This is a genomic window from Pedobacter polysacchareus (assembly GCF_019802255.1).
Classification (GTDB): Bacteria; Bacteroidota; Bacteroidia; order Sphingobacteriales; family Sphingobacteriaceae; genus Pedobacter; species Pedobacter polysacchareus.
This window is the reverse complement of record NZ_JAHYSS010000002.1, coordinates 42,396-59,674: the sequence shown is the minus strand read 5'-3', so window position 1 is coordinate 59,674 and position 17,279 is coordinate 42,396. Positions and strand designations below refer to the sequence as shown.

At 41.4% G+C, this 17,279-nt stretch carries 10 protein-coding genes; 6 read left to right on the top strand and 4 right to left on the bottom strand.

Going from position 1 to position 17,279, the window contains the following annotated elements:
- Positions 1-5 precede the first annotated feature (5 nt).
- The 5 genes from K7X70_RS04150 to acs all read left to right on the top strand — a co-directional run bounded on the left by K7X70_RS04150 (position 6) and on the right by acs (position 9,675).
- Positions 6-1,754 carry a RagB/SusD family nutrient uptake outer membrane protein gene (locus K7X70_RS04150; RefSeq protein ID WP_222535887.1) on the top strand — a complete coding sequence of 583 codons (1,749 nt, stop codon included), beginning with the start codon at positions 6-8 and terminating at the stop codon, positions 1,752-1,754.
- 45 nt (positions 1,755-1,799) lie between these two features.
- Positions 1,800-4,529: a SusC/RagA family TonB-linked outer membrane protein gene (locus tag K7X70_RS04145; RefSeq protein ID WP_222535886.1), complete on the top strand. Its 2,730-nt coding sequence runs from the start codon at positions 1,800-1,802 to the stop codon at positions 4,527-4,529.
- A 20-nt stretch (positions 4,530-4,549) separates the two neighbouring features.
- Positions 4,550-6,193, top strand: a complete 1,644-nt coding sequence (locus K7X70_RS04140) for a RagB/SusD family nutrient uptake outer membrane protein (protein WP_222535885.1) — start codon at positions 4,550-4,552, stop codon at positions 6,191-6,193.
- Positions 6,194-6,246: 53 nt separating this feature from the next.
- Positions 6,247-7,656 (top strand): arylsulfatase, encoded by a 1,410-nt coding sequence (locus tag K7X70_RS04135; protein ID WP_222535884.1) that lies wholly within the window; start codon positions 6,247-6,249, stop codon positions 7,654-7,656.
- A gap of 126 nt (positions 7,657-7,782) precedes the next feature.
- Positions 7,783-9,675, top strand: a complete 1,893-nt coding sequence (gene acs, locus K7X70_RS04130; RefSeq protein ID WP_222535883.1) for an acetate--CoA ligase — start codon at positions 7,783-7,785, stop codon at positions 9,673-9,675.
- A gap of 79 nt (positions 9,676-9,754) precedes the next feature.
- Here the strand turns inward: acs and K7X70_RS04125 are convergent, their stop codons facing one another.
- Complete coding sequence (locus K7X70_RS04125) at positions 9,755-10,441, bottom strand: TlpA family protein disulfide reductase (protein ID WP_222535882.1); 687 nt, start codon at positions 10,439-10,441, stop codon at positions 9,755-9,757.
- A 142-nt stretch (positions 10,442-10,583) separates the two neighbouring features.
- On the opposite strand from K7X70_RS04125, the gene K7X70_RS04120 reads away from it, so the two are divergent.
- On the top strand, positions 10,584-10,769 hold the full coding sequence (locus K7X70_RS04120) for a CsbD family protein (RefSeq protein ID WP_062546955.1): 186 nt from the start codon (positions 10,584-10,586) through the stop codon (positions 10,767-10,769).
- Positions 10,770-10,837: 68 nt separating this feature from the next.
- Here K7X70_RS04120 and K7X70_RS04115 read toward each other — a convergent pair whose 3' ends face one another.
- The 3 genes from K7X70_RS04115 to K7X70_RS04105 form a co-directional block, all read right to left on the bottom strand.
- On the bottom strand, positions 10,838-12,718 hold the full coding sequence (locus tag K7X70_RS04115; protein ID WP_255606909.1) for a SusD/RagB family nutrient-binding outer membrane lipoprotein: 1,881 nt from the start codon (positions 12,716-12,718) through the stop codon (positions 10,838-10,840).
- Positions 12,719-12,787: 69 nt separating this feature from the next.
- Positions 12,788-15,901: a SusC/RagA family TonB-linked outer membrane protein gene (locus K7X70_RS04110; protein ID WP_222535880.1), complete on the bottom strand. Its 3,114-nt coding sequence runs from the start codon at positions 15,899-15,901 to the stop codon at positions 12,788-12,790.
- Positions 15,902-16,002: 101 nt separating this feature from the next.
- On the bottom strand, positions 16,003-17,193 hold the full coding sequence (locus K7X70_RS04105; RefSeq protein WP_255606907.1) for an ROK family protein: 1,191 nt from the start codon (positions 17,191-17,193) through the stop codon (positions 16,003-16,005).
- Between the last annotated feature and the right edge of the window lie 86 nt (positions 17,194-17,279).

Genomic DNA, 17,279 nt, shown 5'->3' with positions numbered 1-17,279 from the left:
CAATTATGAAAAAGATATATTATACACTTACAATAGGTATTGCCTTATTTCTTGGGCTTTCAACAGGATGTAAAAAAGCAAACAGTTTCCTGGACAGCCAATCCACTAATGATCTGGATGAAACTACGGTATTTGCAGATAGCGCAAGGACTTCGGCTTTTCTGCTGGGAATTTACAGCCGCGTAGCTTTTCAATCGGATCCTGTAGAAGTAAACAGTCTGGGGGCACCTTTTGCTGCCGCAACAGATGAAGCGGAATCGCGCTGGCCAGGTGGTCAGAATGTACCCATCCAAATGTTTCAAGGTAGTTTTGGAACTGCCTTCACAAAATCCAACAATGACGACTGGTCCTTTTTATACACGGGGATAAGAATGGCAAACATTTACCTTAAAAATGCTGACAATGCTCCATTATCAGCGAATTTGAAAGCAAAATCGAAATTAGAAGCCAGATTTTTAAGGGCCTATTTTTATCATTTTCTGCTGAAATTTTATGGTGGTGTACAATTGGTTGGAGATGAAGTGAAAGGACTGGCTGCACCCAATACAGATCCAAGGTCAAGCTATGAAGCCTGTGTAAATTATGTGGTTGGGGAACTGGATGCAGTTGCGGCCCAATTGCCTTTAACCAATCAGGGACTGGATTACGGAAGGGTGACTAAAGGAGCCGCATTGGCTTTGAAAGCAAGAGTATTACTTTCTGCTGCCAGCCCACTATTCAATGGAGGAAGTCTCGCCACCGATGCCGCCGTAATTCCACTAACCGCCTATCCAAATGCTGATGCGAGCAGATGGCAGAAGGCAATGGACGCAAGTAAAGCGGTGATGGACCTGAATCAATACCAACTGGTAGAAGACAATGCCACCAGACCAGGAAATGGTTTCTATAAAATGTTCCTGGATAGAGCCAATTCGGAAGCTATTTTTCAAAGAATGCTGGGCAACAATAAACTGTTTGAAGGCAACTGGCTGCCACCTACCAGAGGAGGGAGTTTCTTAATCTATCCTTCTCAGCAATTGGTAGACGCCTTTCCAATGAAAAACGGCAAACTCAAAGGAGAAGCAGGATCAGGTTTTGATGCGGCAAACCCTTATGCAAACAGAGACCCAAGGTTGGATTACACCGTAATTTACAATGGGGCAATGTATTTTGATGGCCGCGTCAATGCCATGGCGCCGGTATATACCTACGTTGGTGCTGCTCAGGATGGCATTCAGGCTGCAACAGCAAATACGGCTACAAATACCGGATATTATTGCCGTAAAATGTGTGATGAACTCGTTTATGGAAACAGTACCGCAAACACACAGCGCTGTCAGCCACTCATCCGTTATGCGGAGATTCTACTAAATTATGCAGAAGCAGCCAATGAAAGCGGGCAGACAAACACCGCATTGAATCAATTAATCGCCCTGAGAAAACGTGCAGGAATAAATGCTGGAACCGATTCCAGGTATGGGATCCCAGCTTCAATGACGCAGGACAATGCCAGATTGCTCATTCAAAACGAAAGATTTATTGAACTGGCTTTTGAGGAACAGCGCTACTTCGATTTAAGAAGATGGAAACTGGGAGCAGAATATGATGGTAAATTCCTGAAAGGAATGAGGATTACTAAAACCGGTAACACTTATACCTATGCGGAAATCAACGTAAGAACCCCCCGTTACTTTAAAGTAAACAGTTACTTATTCCCTATTCCAACTGCCGAAATCAGCATCAACAGGGAAGTAAAGCAAAATCCAGGGTGGTAATCCAGCAGGATTTGGAATTTATCAATCAATCTTAAACCGTAACTCATGATCTCATATTTATATCATACCATTCGACGCCATCAGCGATTGTTATTGCTGCAGACAGGCATCGTTATTTTCACAGTCGCCGGAGGAAAAGCACAGGAGAAAACCGACAGTCTCCAACTCAGACAAGTCAGCGCAATCGGCCTGCTGGAAGGTGGAAAAGCATTTACTTCCAACCCAGCCTCCTCCATTTACCATGCGTTATCAGGTAGACTGGCCGGATTATACACCCTGCAAGCTACCGGACAGCCCGGGCTGGATGCCCCAACTGTGGTGCTTAGAGGCCGTGTACCTTTGATCGTCGTAGACGGAATTCCCAGAGACCTTACCGGAATCAATCCAGAACAAATTGCTTCAGTAACCTTGTTAAAAGATGCATTATCTACTGCAGTCTATGGCAACAGAGGTGCAAATGGCGTCCTACTCATCACCACAAAAAAAGGAGAAAAAGCTGCGGGTTATTCTTTTGAGGCGACCGCACAAACCGGGCTGAGCAATAGTATGAAAGAGCGTAAAGTGCTTTCAGCAGGTGATTATGCCACACTTTACAATGAAGCGCTCAGAAACGATGGCCGTCAGCCAATTTATAGCCCCCAAGCAATTACAGCCTATAAAAACGGTTCCGATCCTTTTCTCTATCCCAACGTAAACTGGAAAGACCAGATTTTTAAAGAAAACGCCCCATTTAGTAGGTACAACCTGAACTCAGAAGGGGCAGATAAAAACGTCAATTATTTTATCTCTCTGGATTATTTGAAGCAGGAGGGTTTATTAAAGTCCCTTCCCCAGAACACCTATAATACCAATACGGATTATGAGCGTTTTGTGTTCAGAACAAATCTGGAAATGCAGCTGACGCAGCGTCTGAAAGGAAGCATTAACCTATATTCAAGCATTGCGGATCAAAACTCGCCCGGATCAACAGGTAATGCGATTTACAACAGTTTATTGAACACGCCTTCAAGTGCCTATCCTGTGCTCAATCCAGACGGATCTTTGGGTGGAAATGCATTATTCAGCAATAACATCTATGGCCAGTCTGTTTACAGAGGGTATACGCGAAACTCCACATCAGACGGATTTGGCGACCTTGCCCTAACCCGGCAGATGGATGATGTTTGGAAGGGATTATGGGTCAAAGCCAATATTTCATTTTATGCAAAATCATTACAGCTAATCGATCGCAGTAAAAACTTTCAGACTTTCCAATTGCTGATTGATCCGGTTACAGGTCAGCCTAACTACCAGCGATATGGGACACAAACCTCTCAGGTAAACACTTCTTCGGTGACCAATAGAAATCAGCAATTCTTTGCAGAAGGTTCTGCAGGATATGGTCTTGAAGCGAATGGCAATAAACTGGATGTGGTCATGGCTTATAACCTGCAGACTTATAGAAGCAATAGCCAGTTGCCTCAAAATTTCAATACCGGAAGAGTCTCTGCAAATTACAGCATTAAAGATAAATATATATTGGAGGCCTCCGCTTCTTATAGCGGAAACAACTGGTATAAAAAAGGAAAACAATACGACTTTTATCCTGCAGCTGGTCTAAGCTGGAATATGAACAAAGAAGATTTCTTTGGTAAAGATGGATTCCTAAATACCTTAAAACTGAGGACCACTTACGGTAAAGTGGGGATGATCGACCCATTATACTATGCGTATCTATATTCTTACATCAACACAGGCAGCGCTTATTACTTTGGCACAGGCCCTTCGGCAGTACAAGGAACTCAGGAAGCAGGCCTCCCTACTTCAGTGGCCGCATCAAAATCTACAAAATTTGATGCCGGTTTAGATATGGGCTTTGCAGGCAACAGAGCATACCTACAAGCTGATTATTTCAGCAATACTTATTCGGATGTATTACAAATCCGCGGACAAGCATCTTCGCTTTTAGGCATCGCTTACCCTTTAGAAAATCTGGGAAAAACCAGATTATCAGGTCTGGAATTTACTGCCGGATGGAAGGATAAAATCGGTGATTTTGGCTATCACATCAGTGGCAATGTCTCTGTAAACCGCAGCAAAGTCCTTGAAAACGATGAGCCTACCATGCCTTATAGCTGGATGGCAAAAAAAGGACAGCCAATGGAACAGCTTTATGGATATGTAGCCGATGGCTATGTACAAATGGCTGGTGAGGGCCCGGTTGTAGAAGGTTATAAATCTCAGCCAGGTGACATTAAATATAAAGACCTAAACAATGACGGTGTCATCAATCAATACGATGTAACCGCGATTGGAGGCAACAAACCATTAGTTTACTATGGATTTAGCCTGGGTTTTGACTATAAGAACTTCGAATTGTCTGTCTTATTCCAGGGCATTACAAACAGAAGTCTGATGGTGACAGGTTTAGGAGAATGGGCTTTTCAGAATAACGGCACAGGTAACGCATTTGAGCAGCACCTCGAGCGCTGGACCCCAGAAACAGCCAATACCGCAGCCTATCCTCGCTTATCTGTAGGCCCCAACATCAACAATAACGTCAGTTCTTCTTATTGGATTCAAAAAGCAAACTTTTTAAGGTTAAAAAATGCAGAAATCGCCTATAAACTGCAGGCTGGTTTCCTGCAAAAAATAAAAGTGAAACAGGTACGCTTGTTCGTCAATGGAGCCAACCTGCTTACTTTCTCAAAAATTAAGCGCTTTGATCCCGAAGGATTGAGTCTGGATTACCCTTTACAAAGGATGATTAACGGTGGTTTAACAGTTAAATTTTAGGAGTTATCAAAGAAAAAATTATGAAAGCGAAAATTATAATCCTGTTTTTTATAGGAATACTGGCCTCCTCCTGCAAAAAATATGAAGAGGTACCAAATGAATTGGTAAACCCGGATATCATCTACGATCAATTTGATAAGAATGGTACCTATGCCCAATGGGTAAGAAATGACCTGTATACTTATTTGCCGGATGGATTTAACCGGATAGACAATGTGGTGCTGGATGCGGCTACCGATGATGCCCTGGCTTCAAGATACGGAAGCCCAATAGAATTGCTGGCAAAATCAGGAATCACTGCCGGAACAAATCCAGACGACCGCTGGGCAACGAGTTATGCCTCCATTAGAAAAGTGAATATATTTCTTTCTAAGATTGACGTGGTACCCTATGATGCTGTGTCCATCAAGTTTTGGAAAGCTGAGGCCCGCTTCATCAGGGCTATGAATTATTTTGAACTCCTCAAAAGATATGGCGGCGTGCCCTTGCTCGGCGATCAGGTATTTGGTTTACATGATCAACTGAGCAATATCCCCAGAAACACATTCGACGAGTGTTTGCAGTATATCCTAAGCGAATGTGAGGCCATCAAACCACTGCTGAGAACAGAGCCGGTATTGGACACTTTTCTAGGCAGCATTACCAGAGGAGCCGCCTATGCTCTAAAATCAAGAGTACTTTTGTATGCGGCCAGCCCGCTTAACAATCCTACTAATGATCAGAACAAATGGCTCGCGGCAGCAAATGCTGCCAAAGACCTGATCAATTTAAATGTTTACAGCCTAACTCCTGCCTTTACCAGCGCATTCCTGAACAGGAAAAATTCGGAAGTCATCCTGGCCTACCAGAAAGGACAAAACAGAACATTAGAAACAGCAAATGCGCCTATCGGCTTTGCCGAACCTAATGCCAGTAATGGCTATGTTAATCCTTCGCAAAATTTAGTAGATGCTTTCCCTATGAGTGATGGCAGAGCGATTGATGCGACCGCTCCTACACTGCCTTATGATCCACAAAATCCCTATGCCAATAGAGATCCAAGGTTAGGCTTAACCGTTTTCTTCAACGGCGCCAGCTGGCTGAACAGAGCAGTCGAAACATTTGATGGAGGTTTAGACAGGCCCGGAGGAATGCGTTTACAAACCCGAACCGGTTATTATATGCGTAAGTTCCTTGGCCTTTTCGGTACCGCAACTGCCTATCAGGATCAAACACATAATTTCCCTATTTTCAGGTATGCAGAAATTCTGCTCAACTATGCGGAAGCCATCAACGAAACAGGAAATCAGGCGGAAGCTTTAACACAATTGAAACTCCTCAGAAACCGTGCAGGAATACCGCTTGGAGCAGTTACCGGTTATGCTCATGGCTTAAGAACAGACCTGAATCAGGCAGAAATGCGCAAAGCGATTCAAAACGAAAGAAGGATTGAAATGGCTTTTGAAGAACAGCGTTTCTGGGATATCCGGCGCTGGAAAATTGCTGAACAGGTAGGAAACGCTTCCGTAAGGGGAATGAGGATTGTAAAACAAGGCAACACCTTTACCTATACCCCAATTGTTGTAGATCAGCTGAGTTTTACGGCGCCAAAAATGTATTTATACGCCATCCCATTAAAAGAAATATTAGCAGACCCAGCCTTGAAACAGAATCCAGGTTATTAATTTATACTAAGGGAGCAGCAGCAATGCTGTTCCCTTACAAAGAAAGCAAAAATATGAAAAGATCATTTTTTACAATACTGATCAGCACCTTTTCCCTGTTGGCAGCAGCGCAGCAAAAGCCAAATGTGATTTTTATACTGGCGGATGATATGGGTTATGGAGATATCGGTGTATATGGACAGCAGCTGATTGAAACGCCAAATATCGACCGACTGGCAGCCGATGGCATGCGCTTTACCCAGTTTTACGCGGGAACATCTGTTTGCGCGCCTTCAAGAGCCTCTTTAATGACCGGCTTACATACCGGACATACCCCGATCAGAGGAAACTATGAAATTAAACCGGAAGGTCAGCTGCCATTGCCCGACGCGACTTTCATTATGCCGGAAATGTTCAAAAAGGCAGGTTATACCACCGGCTGCTTTGGAAAATGGGGAATGGGATTTCCAGGTTCAGAAGGGGATCCTATAAAACAGGGAATAGATCAGTTTTATGGTTATAACTGCCAGCGTCAATCGCACAACTTCTTCCCCGATCACCTATGGGACAATGAAAAATGCGTGGAGCTCAACAATACAGCCAGCCAGCAAAATGATTATGCGCCGGAAATGATACAGCAGCGTGCCCTATCCTTCATGGAAGCCAATCAATCCAAGCCATTCTTCATGTATTTGTCCTATACCCTGCCACATGCCGCACTCCAATTACCAGATGGTGATCCCTCACTTGAATACTATAAGAAAAAATTCAATGAACAGCCCAAAGGAGTTAAAAAAGATTGGAATGGTATTGGATACCAGCCACAAGCCTATCCTCATGCCGCTTATGCTGCAATGGTGACTCGCCTGGACAACTATGTAGGCGCAGTATTGTCGAAACTAAAAGCCCTGGGCTTAGATAAAAATACATTGGTGGTCTTTACCAGCGATAATGGCCCGCACCGCGAAGGAGGAAATGAACCGGAGTTTTTTAACAGCAGCGCTGGATTTAAAGGAATCAAAAGACAGCTTACAGAAGGCGGCATCAGGGAACCCATGATCATTTCCTGGCCTGGAAAAATTAAAAGCGGACAAGTATCAGCTCATATTGGTGCCTTCTGGGACTTCTTCCCTACCTTTTCAGCAATCACCGGACAGCCGGCACCTCCCAATACCGATGGCATCTCTATCCTGCCTACCCTATTAAAAAAGGGAAAACAACCCCAGCATTCTTTTCTTTATTGGGAATTTCATGAAGATGGTGGCCGTCAAGCGGTACGAATCGGAAAATGGAAAGCGATAAAAGAAGGTGTCATCAAAAACCCAAATGCCCAGATTCAACTCTATGACCTGACTGTTGATCCACAGGAAAACAACAATTTAGCTGGAGCTCAGCCGGATATTGTAAAGCAGGCGGAACAAATTATGCAGAGAGAACATGTGGAGCATAAAGATTTCCCCTTTATACCCAATAAATTACGATAAAAGCATCAATATTCCACCTTTCTTACAAAAATCATATAAAAAACAAGACTAAAAGATCATATTAAAATTTTGATAGGGGCTGAATAAAGTTATATTTGAGTTTTAGTTGTTGACATAAACCAAATCATGCAAATTAATTCGATTGAAGAGTATCAAGAAACTTATAAGTTGAGCGTGGACCAACCTGAACAATTCTGGGCAGGGATCGCTGATAATTTCTTGTGGAGAAAGAAATGGGATAAAGTACTATCCTGGAACTTCTCAGAACCAAACATCAAATGGTTCGAGGGCGCTAAATTAAACATCACAGAAAACTGTCTCGACCGTCATCTGGCAGAAAATGGAGATAAACCAGCCATTATCTGGGAGCCTAACGATCCTACAAAAGACAGCATTACCCTAAGTTATAAAATACTGCATGAGCAAGTTTGCCGTTTCGCAAATGTGCTGAAAAAGAATGGCGTTAAAAAAGGCGACCGTGTCTGTATTTACATGCCAATGGTACCGGAACTTGCGGTTGCTGTATTGGCATGTGCCCGAATTGGTGCAGTACACTCCGTAGTTTTTGGTGGATTTTCTGCTAAATCTATTGCAGATAGGATCAATGATGCGGAATGTAAAGTGGTCATCACCGCGGATGGTGCATTTAGAGGAAACAAGCAGATTCAATTGAAAGAAGTGATTGATGATGCCCTGATCGGATGCCCAACCGTAGAACGTGTGATCGTTTTAACCCATACCAGAACTCCAGTATCTATGCTGAAAGGCCGTGACATCTGGTGGGAGGATGAAATTAAACTGGTAGATACCAACTGTCCGGCAGAAGAAATGGACGCCGAAGACCTGCTGTTCATCTTATATACTTCCGGTTCTACCGGTAAGCCAAAAGGGGTAGTACATACCATTGGCGGTTATATGGTGTATGCTGGTTATACGTTCTCTAACGTATTTAACTACCAGAAAGACGAAGTATTCTTCTGTACAGCTGATATTGGTTGGATCACTGGTCACTCTTACATCGTGTATGGCCCGCTTTCTCAAGGCGCAACTACGCTGATGTTTGAAGGCATCCCTACTTACCCTGATGCTTCCAGAATGTGGCAGGTGGTAGAAAAACATAAAGTAAATATCTTATATACTGCGCCAACGGCGATCCGTTCTTTAATGAGCTTCGGACTGGAGCCTTTAAACGGCATCGACATGAGTTCGCTTCGCGTATTGGGCTCCGTAGGAGAACCCATCAATGAAGAAGCATGGCATTGGTTTGATGAGAACATTGGAAAAGGAGAATGTCCGATTGTAGATACCTGGTGGCAAACAGAAACCGGTGGCATCATGATCTCTCCTATTGCCTTCGTCACCCCAACAAAACCTAGTTTCGCTACTTTACCATTGCCGGGTATCCAACCGATCCTGGTGGATGAAAACGGGAAAGAAATTGAAGGAAACGGCGTGAATGGCAACCTTTGTATCAAGTTCCCATGGCCAGGAATGCTCAGAACCACTTATGGTGACCATGCGCGCTGCAAACTGACTTACTTTTCTACTTACGAAGACCTTTACTTCACCGGTGATGGCTGCTTAAGAGATGAAGATGGTTATTATAGAATCACGGGCAGAGTAGATGACGTCATCAATGTATCCGGTCACCGTATCGGCACTGCGGAAGTTGAAAATGCCATCAATATGCATGCAGGTGTCGTGGAAAGTGCGGTAGTAGGCTTCCCACACGAAGTAAAAGGACAAGGTATTTATGCTTTCGTCATTTTTCCTAATATCCATAGTGATGCGGACCTTACCCGTAAAGACATCTTACAAACCGTAACACGTGTAATTGGTGCCATTGCTAAACCAGATAAAATTCTTTTTGTAAGCGGATTACCTAAAACAAGATCAGGTAAAATCATGCGACGCATTTTAAGAAAAATCGCAGAAGGCGACATCAGCAATCTTGGAGACATCAGCACCTTGCTGGATCCAACAGTTGTAGAAGAGATCATCGAAAAGTCTAAGAAATAACCAGCTCGATCTTAAATAATAACACCATTAAAAAGGCCAGCTCAGAAAAATCTGAGCTGGCCTTTTTAAGTTAAATATTTTACTGAGTGGAGGAGACTCCAAAAGACAATTTATCTATTTCAGTCACCTTAAAATGCTGTTTATACCAATTGTTCAGCGCTTCAGTTTTGAACTTTTGCTGGCTGTTCACTCCTTTGATCAGTTGCTTCGCTGAAGTGGTGCCATCAATACCTTCCCTTGCCTCGAAAAGCACGTAATCAACTAAGATCTTATCTTGTGGCTTAGGTGCCTTAAAGGCCAGCATTTTTCCATCTTTTCCAATAATAAATGGAACAACAGTAGATCCCTCTAAATCCGACAAGAATGCTTCGGAAGCCCCATTTTTAACTAGAAAATACTGATCGGTACCCGGTTTTTTCTTTTCAAAATCCAGCCATGCCTTTTCATTTGATCCGATAAATAAGTCTACAAACACCACATCCGGATAAGGAGCGAAACGTGCTTTCAGGTTATTGTAATCTTTATCATGCGGCGGGCGACTGCTCGTATCTGCCCAGGTGTATAAGTAAACGGTCTTTCCGGAATATAGGTCTGCGAAAGACTGTACTTTTTCTTTTTTATCCATCAGCTGGAAGGAAGATACATTCCAATCGATGTGATCGTCGTAATGCTTGACTACCTTTTTGACGAGTCCTTTGATCATCATCGTACAGGAAGTATGGGTAATACAAGTGGTAAATAAGAGGAAATAAATGATTTTTTTCATCTGGTTGCGGTGTTTAAGTATAAGGGAATCTCTATACAGCAGATGAACGAAAAGCGCAAAAGGTTACATAAAATCAAACAAATATTTTTAACGGCTGTTCTTTAAGTATCTATTTATTGTTAATCATTAAAAAAAAAGAGTTATGGATAAGTTGGAATTAAAAGGAAAATGGAACGAAGTTAAGGGAAAAGTAAAACAAGCTTACGCCGATTTAACCGACGACGATTTGAAGTACGAAGAAGGTAAAGAAGATGAAATGTATGGCAAATTGCAACAGAAAACAGGCAAAACCCGCGATGAGCTGGTAACCTGGATAAAATCATTATAAAAAATACCCATGTACAAAAAAAACCTGCAGATCTTAGATCTGCAGGTTTTTTTCGTGAATAAGAAAACTTATTTCTTAGCCCACCATAATGGAGTCAACACTTCGTCAGCACCACCTAAAGCAGCTACTGCCTGTTGGTAACCAGGTTTGTTTGTAGTTTGCAAACTTGAAGGATATCTCAAACGTTGAGGGAAGAACTTAACGTTGCTCGTCATATAATTACCGCTGTTTAAAGCTGGTAAATTAGGTAATACATTTTCGATTGCTGGATTTTCAAAGAAAGGTAATCCTAAACGTCTTTGATCATTCCAAGCTTCTAATGGAAGCCAAGGAGTTTGAGCAATAAACTTCTGCGTAATGATTTTTGTTAAATGATCATTTTTAACTGTACCATTTTTATATAGGTTATTTACCGGATACAATACATTAGCAACTCCTGCTTCATTTGTATATCCATTAATGTAATTCATAGCATGGCTTGCAGGAGGTTCAGTGATGTGATCCCAATTTACTGATGTACCTACTCTATTGAAGTCATCTGATGTCAAGTAATTACCAACTGAGTTGCTTACACCCCAATACTCAAAACTAGCTCGGATACCAGCCTCATATGCAGCCTTTCCGCCCATTGGGGTTGCCCATCCACGCTCAGCCGCTTCGGCCAATAGGAAATACGTTTCCCATGGTGCAAAGAAAATACGTTTGCTGGTACTTGCTCTAAATTGGTTAGACAGACGCGGCATAGTACCTTCATAGGCTCTCAGCTCATTTTTTGTTCCTTTTGCACCCCAGTCGCCAGTATTGGAAGCATTCCAGGTGTTTTTAGCATCAATTGTTTTTACCACTGTATTTGTTGCACTCATTAGATTTCTGGTAGTCGTTTTCGCATCAGTAGTCCAGGAAGGATATGAATTAAAATTAGCATTAGAGAAATCGCCAGGAATGATAAACGTTTTATAAGCACGTGGATCAATTACATTTGGAAGACCATCAAACCAATATCCGGCAGACGGGTTATTGGTTTTAGAGGTAAAGTGATCATCAAATTTTAAGCCCAGGTAATCTGCAGGTTTGATCGCTGACAAATAACTTGCTCCAAGCTGAGTTTCTGTTTTAATCCCACCAAGGCCTAAATAAATATTATTTAAAGACGCAGAAATAAACTGTGGATTCCACTCTCTACTCATTACTCCAGTAAGGTCATCCCATCCTGGTCTCTCCGCTACCTGGAAAGTCTCATCTGATGCTTTAATAAAATCACTTCCTGCTGCTGCCAGTTCAAATTCAGTTTTTGCTTTTTCTGCATCTACTTCGGATAACCTCATCGCTAAACGCATACGCATAGAGTTTGCATACTTTTTCCATTTTGCATAGTCGTAGGCATATGCAGGATCCAGTTTTTTCAATGCATCCGTATTTGCAACAGTTAAATCAAGCTTAGTGCCTGCTTCTTTTAATTCAGTCAACAGGTAATAATAGATAGTTTTTACATCTGAGAATTCAGGGTTAGTACCATTAAAGGCCTTAACAGGAATTGGTCCAAAATTATCTGTCATTTCACTCATTAAGTAAGCTCTCCAGATTCTTGCCACTTGTACCAAGTTAGGGGTATAAGCTTTCGCTGTTCCATTTGCAATTTGTCCCTCACCAATTTGAATCGCTGTATTGGCACTATTTAACCATGCAGCGATCTTATCATAATAAGCACTGGTCCAGCCGTCATTATAAGAGCCTGAAGAAAGCCCCCCGTTACTGTGCTGATGTCCTGCCGTTTTCCAGTAAAGGATAAATGAACGCTCTGCTATATCCGGGTTCATCTGGGCACCAATAATAGAGCCATTGATGAAATACTCTGTTTGCGCTTGGTCAGCGGTAGCAGCATAAGGATCCACATTGATTTGTTCGAATTTTTTACATGATGCCAATAACAACGCTGTTGTTAAAAGCATGCATGAAGTTTTTATAATTGTTTTCATCAGAATCTTGATTTATAAAGGAAATCTCCTTTGTTAAAAAAATTAGAAGCCCAGTGTTAAGTTAAATAAAAATGTACGTGTAGTTGGCGCACTGAAATTTTCAAATCCAGTAGCGTTGCCTCTTGTTGCATATACAGATTCCGGGTCAATACCATTCATATCACCTGAAATTAACCATACATTATTGCAGGAAACACCAATCTTTGCGCGTTGAATAGGTGTTTTAGAAAGGAATTTGGCTGGAATAGAATAATTTAACTGAACATTTCTTAAGCGAATATTAGTTGCATCATATATATTTTCTTCCCCAATTCCTAGGTTTCCGTAACTATGAACTTTGGCCCAATATCTTTCAGGGGTTACCGCGATGCTATTCTGAACATATTGACCACTACCATTTAAGATTACGCCACCCACTACCATGTTTTCTCTTAAACCATTAGGTGCGGTAACTGCTGCAGTTCCGTTCTCCTGCATTGCAGCATTGGTTCCAGAGAAGATCTGACCGCCGAAACGTGCATCTACAAGGAATGACAATCCAAATCCTTTGTAAGCAAAACTATTGGTTAAACCTAGTAAAGCGTTTGCCTGCTGATTTCCCAATCTTGTTTTTTGCACACCTCTTTGAGGCAAACCATCTGCATCAAGAATCAACTGACCATTAAAAGGGCTGGCAGCATCTTCTACTCTAAGGTATTTACTTCCATAAATCTCTCCATATTTTTGATTGGTTACTGCTAAAACATATACGTCATCATAGCCTCCTAATTGATATTCACGAACATCAGGTGTTATTTCTTTAACCGTATTGTTATTTCTTGAAAAGTTCAGCAACATATTCCAGTTCAAACCATTTTGATTTGACATCATTTTTGCATCTAACATTGCTTCAAATCCAGTATTCTGAATATCACCAGCATTTACCCTTCTTTTCTCATAACCACTCAGTGGGTCCATCGAGATTTCAAGCAGTTGTCTCGTTGCATTTGATTTATAATAAGCAATATCAAAACCAAACTTACTATCGAAAAATCTCATCTCCGCACCTACTTCAAATGCTTTAATCAACTCGCTTTTTACATTTGGATCATTTAAAACTTTACCTCTTGAGGCTGTTGTATTTCCATTTGGATCCTTACCGATAGTATATGTATTGTATAGCTTATAAGCACCAAGGTCATTGCCTACCTCAGCATAAGAAGCTCTCACTTTACCGTAGCTCACCCAAGAAGGCAATGTTCCACCTGTTTTAGTAATCATGTCAGAAAAAACGAGAGAGGTACTCACAGAAGGATAGAAATAAGAACGGTTACTATTGTTCAAAGTAGACGTCCAGTCATTTCTAAAAGTCACATCCAGGAATAAATACTGATCCCAATTAAGCTGACCTGATCCATATACCGAGTTGATCTTTTTTGTATTGAACTCTTCTTCTATGGTTGCTCTGTTTACACCGTTGTTTAACGAAAAAAAGTCTGGCACAACTAATTCACCTGAGTTTGCCGCCAGGCCAGTAGCTTTACTTGACATTAAATTGCCACCCAAGGTCATTGCACCACCAACTTTGCTGAATAAATTATCTTGTTTAGCAGTAATTAAAGTACTGAAATTTGTTTCAGTGAAAACATTTTTACCTGCACCATATCTTCCTGTAGTAACAATTGGACTACCGCCATACACCTTAGTCTCCGTGTTGGTCGTATACATATCCGCACCACCTTTTACTTCTGCAGTTAACCAATTATTGAATTGATATTTCAATGATCCATTCATTAAGAAACGATCTCTAACATCCTGATTCAAGTTATATTGACGTGCCCAGTAAGGGTTGATCTGATTTCCTCCACCGTACCACAACATATTGCCATCTGCTTTTTTCGCAGCACTAAAATCACGGATATCCATTGATCTTGGCAAGTTATAAATTGCGGCAAAAGCATTTTCACTTCTTGAACCTAATAAAGGTCTATTTTCTGCGTTGCTATTGATGTACTGAACTTTAGTATCTGTTGTCCAACGGTCGTCCTTTCCAAATTTACTCACGGCTCTTGCTGTTAAATTTGTTCTGGTCAATTTAACACCAGGAATAATACTTTTATCGTCAGTACGATTTAGGGAAGTATAAATAGAAGTTCCTTTGTATTGTTGCTGGAATGAAATCCCGTTATTTAATGAGATACCAGTTTGAAAGTAATTCCCTATGTTATCAAAACTTTGAAGTGGTGCTTGTTCACCATTCCATTTTGTAACCAGTTGGCCTTCAATTTTAGGACCCCAACTTCCATTTGAAATCTTTTCATAAAGGCTATTTGCTCCTTGTCCAAATGAATTTTGAAGATTCGGACCAGTAGCAATACTTTCCACTCCCAAAGAGGAAGTAACCGTGATTCCAACACCAGTTTGTGCTTTACCTGATTTTGTGGTAATTAAAATCACACCATTACCTGCTCTTGATCCATAAAGGGCCGAAGCCGTTGGGCCTTTTAGAACAGACATGCTTTCGATATCTTCTGGATTGATATCAGCTAAACCGTTACCCATATCCAAACTAGGATTAGAAAAATCATTATTCTTAGCACCTGTAAAGTTATCCATTGGCACACCGTCTACCACAATTAAAGGTTGGTTCTCACCCGTAAGTGAGTTGTTACCTCTTAACGTAATTTTGGATGAACCAGCCGGACCACTACTAGAACGGGTAATTTGTAAACCAGCAACCTTACCTGACAATGCGTTTACCAAGTTAGGTTCTCTAGCCTCTACCAAAGATTCTCCTTTAAGTTCCTGCATGGCATATCCTAAAGATTTTTTCTCTCTTTTAATACCAAGGGCAGTTACTACCACTTCATTCAGTTTATTTTCTTCATCCTGAAGCACAACATTTAAGGTTGCTGACGTACCAACACTTACTTCTTTTGTGGTTAAACCAATCGAAGAGAATACCAATACTGCACCAGACTTCACAGAAATATTAAATTTTCCTTCTCCATTTGTAGAGGTTCCATTTTTTGTTCCCTTTTCTGTGACACTCACACCAGGGATGGGTTGCCCTGATTTTTCCGTTACCGTTCCAGTAACCTTTTGTTGCGCATAAGCAGCTATTGTTATTACATTCAATAACAAAACGGCCATACACCTCAAGTACATCTGTTTCATCTTATAAAGATTTAATTGTTAAAATTTGGTTAATAGTTGTTAATCCTGTTACGTTAAATGCTTTTAGCCTATCCCTACACTAAAAGCGGTTACACATATATTTAGTTAAAATTACAGTTCTCAATAACGAGCGTTGCGGCGCCAAGCAGAGCAGATTCCGTATTTAATGCGGATACTTTGATCTCTGTATGTTCTGCCAGTCTGGGGATGCAAAATTCATGAATGGCCTGCTCAATTGGCGCCATCATCATTTTGCCGGCGATTGCGCCTCGTCCTCCCAACACAATTAATTCGGGATTAATGATGTGGATTAAAGTGGCCAGCCCTTTTCCGATTAGAAAAGCAGCATCTGCCATAATAGAAACTGCTAAAGGATCCCCCGCTTTAGCTGCTTCCAGAAAATGATCTCCTGCGAGTTTACTTTCGTCCAAAAAACTTAACTCCAGACTAGATTTCATACCATTTTCAATTTGCGATTTGGCCCTTTCCACCAATACCAATAAAGAGGTATCAACTTCCAGGCAGCCCTGTTTACCACAAGCACACAATTTATTGCTCTGCGACAATGGAATGTGGCTAAACTCACCTGCATAACCGCTATGTCCCCTAAACAAGCTGCCATTGATGATCATCCCCAGGCCAATCCCCCAGCCTACATTCACTACCATCACATCCTTCCGCTCTTTAGCCACCCCAAACTTCAGTTCAGCCAATGCAATCAGACTGGAATCATTGTCGATAAATACGGGCAGGCCCAATTCTTTCGTCAAATGTTCTTTTAGATTCCCCTGCCCTTCTATTTTAAAAAAAGTATGGTTCACTCCTTCCGCCGCATTTACAAAACCTGGCATACCAATGCCAAGACCTAATATTTGCTCCAGTGGAATGCCGGATCTGATGATGTAATTTTTCAGGAATTCAATCAGAGTTTCCGTATTTGCCGGATCGCCATTCAGTGCAAATGGAAAAAGTTCAGCGGCTATACGTACCTCATTCAGTAAATCATAGATCACTACCTGAGTCACCAATTGATCCATGGCAACAGCGATGATATAGCTTTGTTTTTCTTTATTCAAAAGAAAAGTCAATGCTCTTCTACCCCCTGTTGAAGGTGCCAAGCCATATTCCAGCACATATCCGTCAGCCATCAGGTTGTTCACCATGGTGGTAATCAAAGGCAGACTTTTATGTGTAAGGTGACTCAATTCGGCAAGAGTTAACATCTTACCGTAATACAAGTGCTTAATCACATCTGTCCTCAACTGACGATATTTTTTGGTACTAGCTGTCAAAAGTTTATGGTTTAATGGCTCAAACTTAAAATATATTTATCACAAAGCAAGCATACTTTTTAAATTATTTTTAAAGTAAAGCTAAC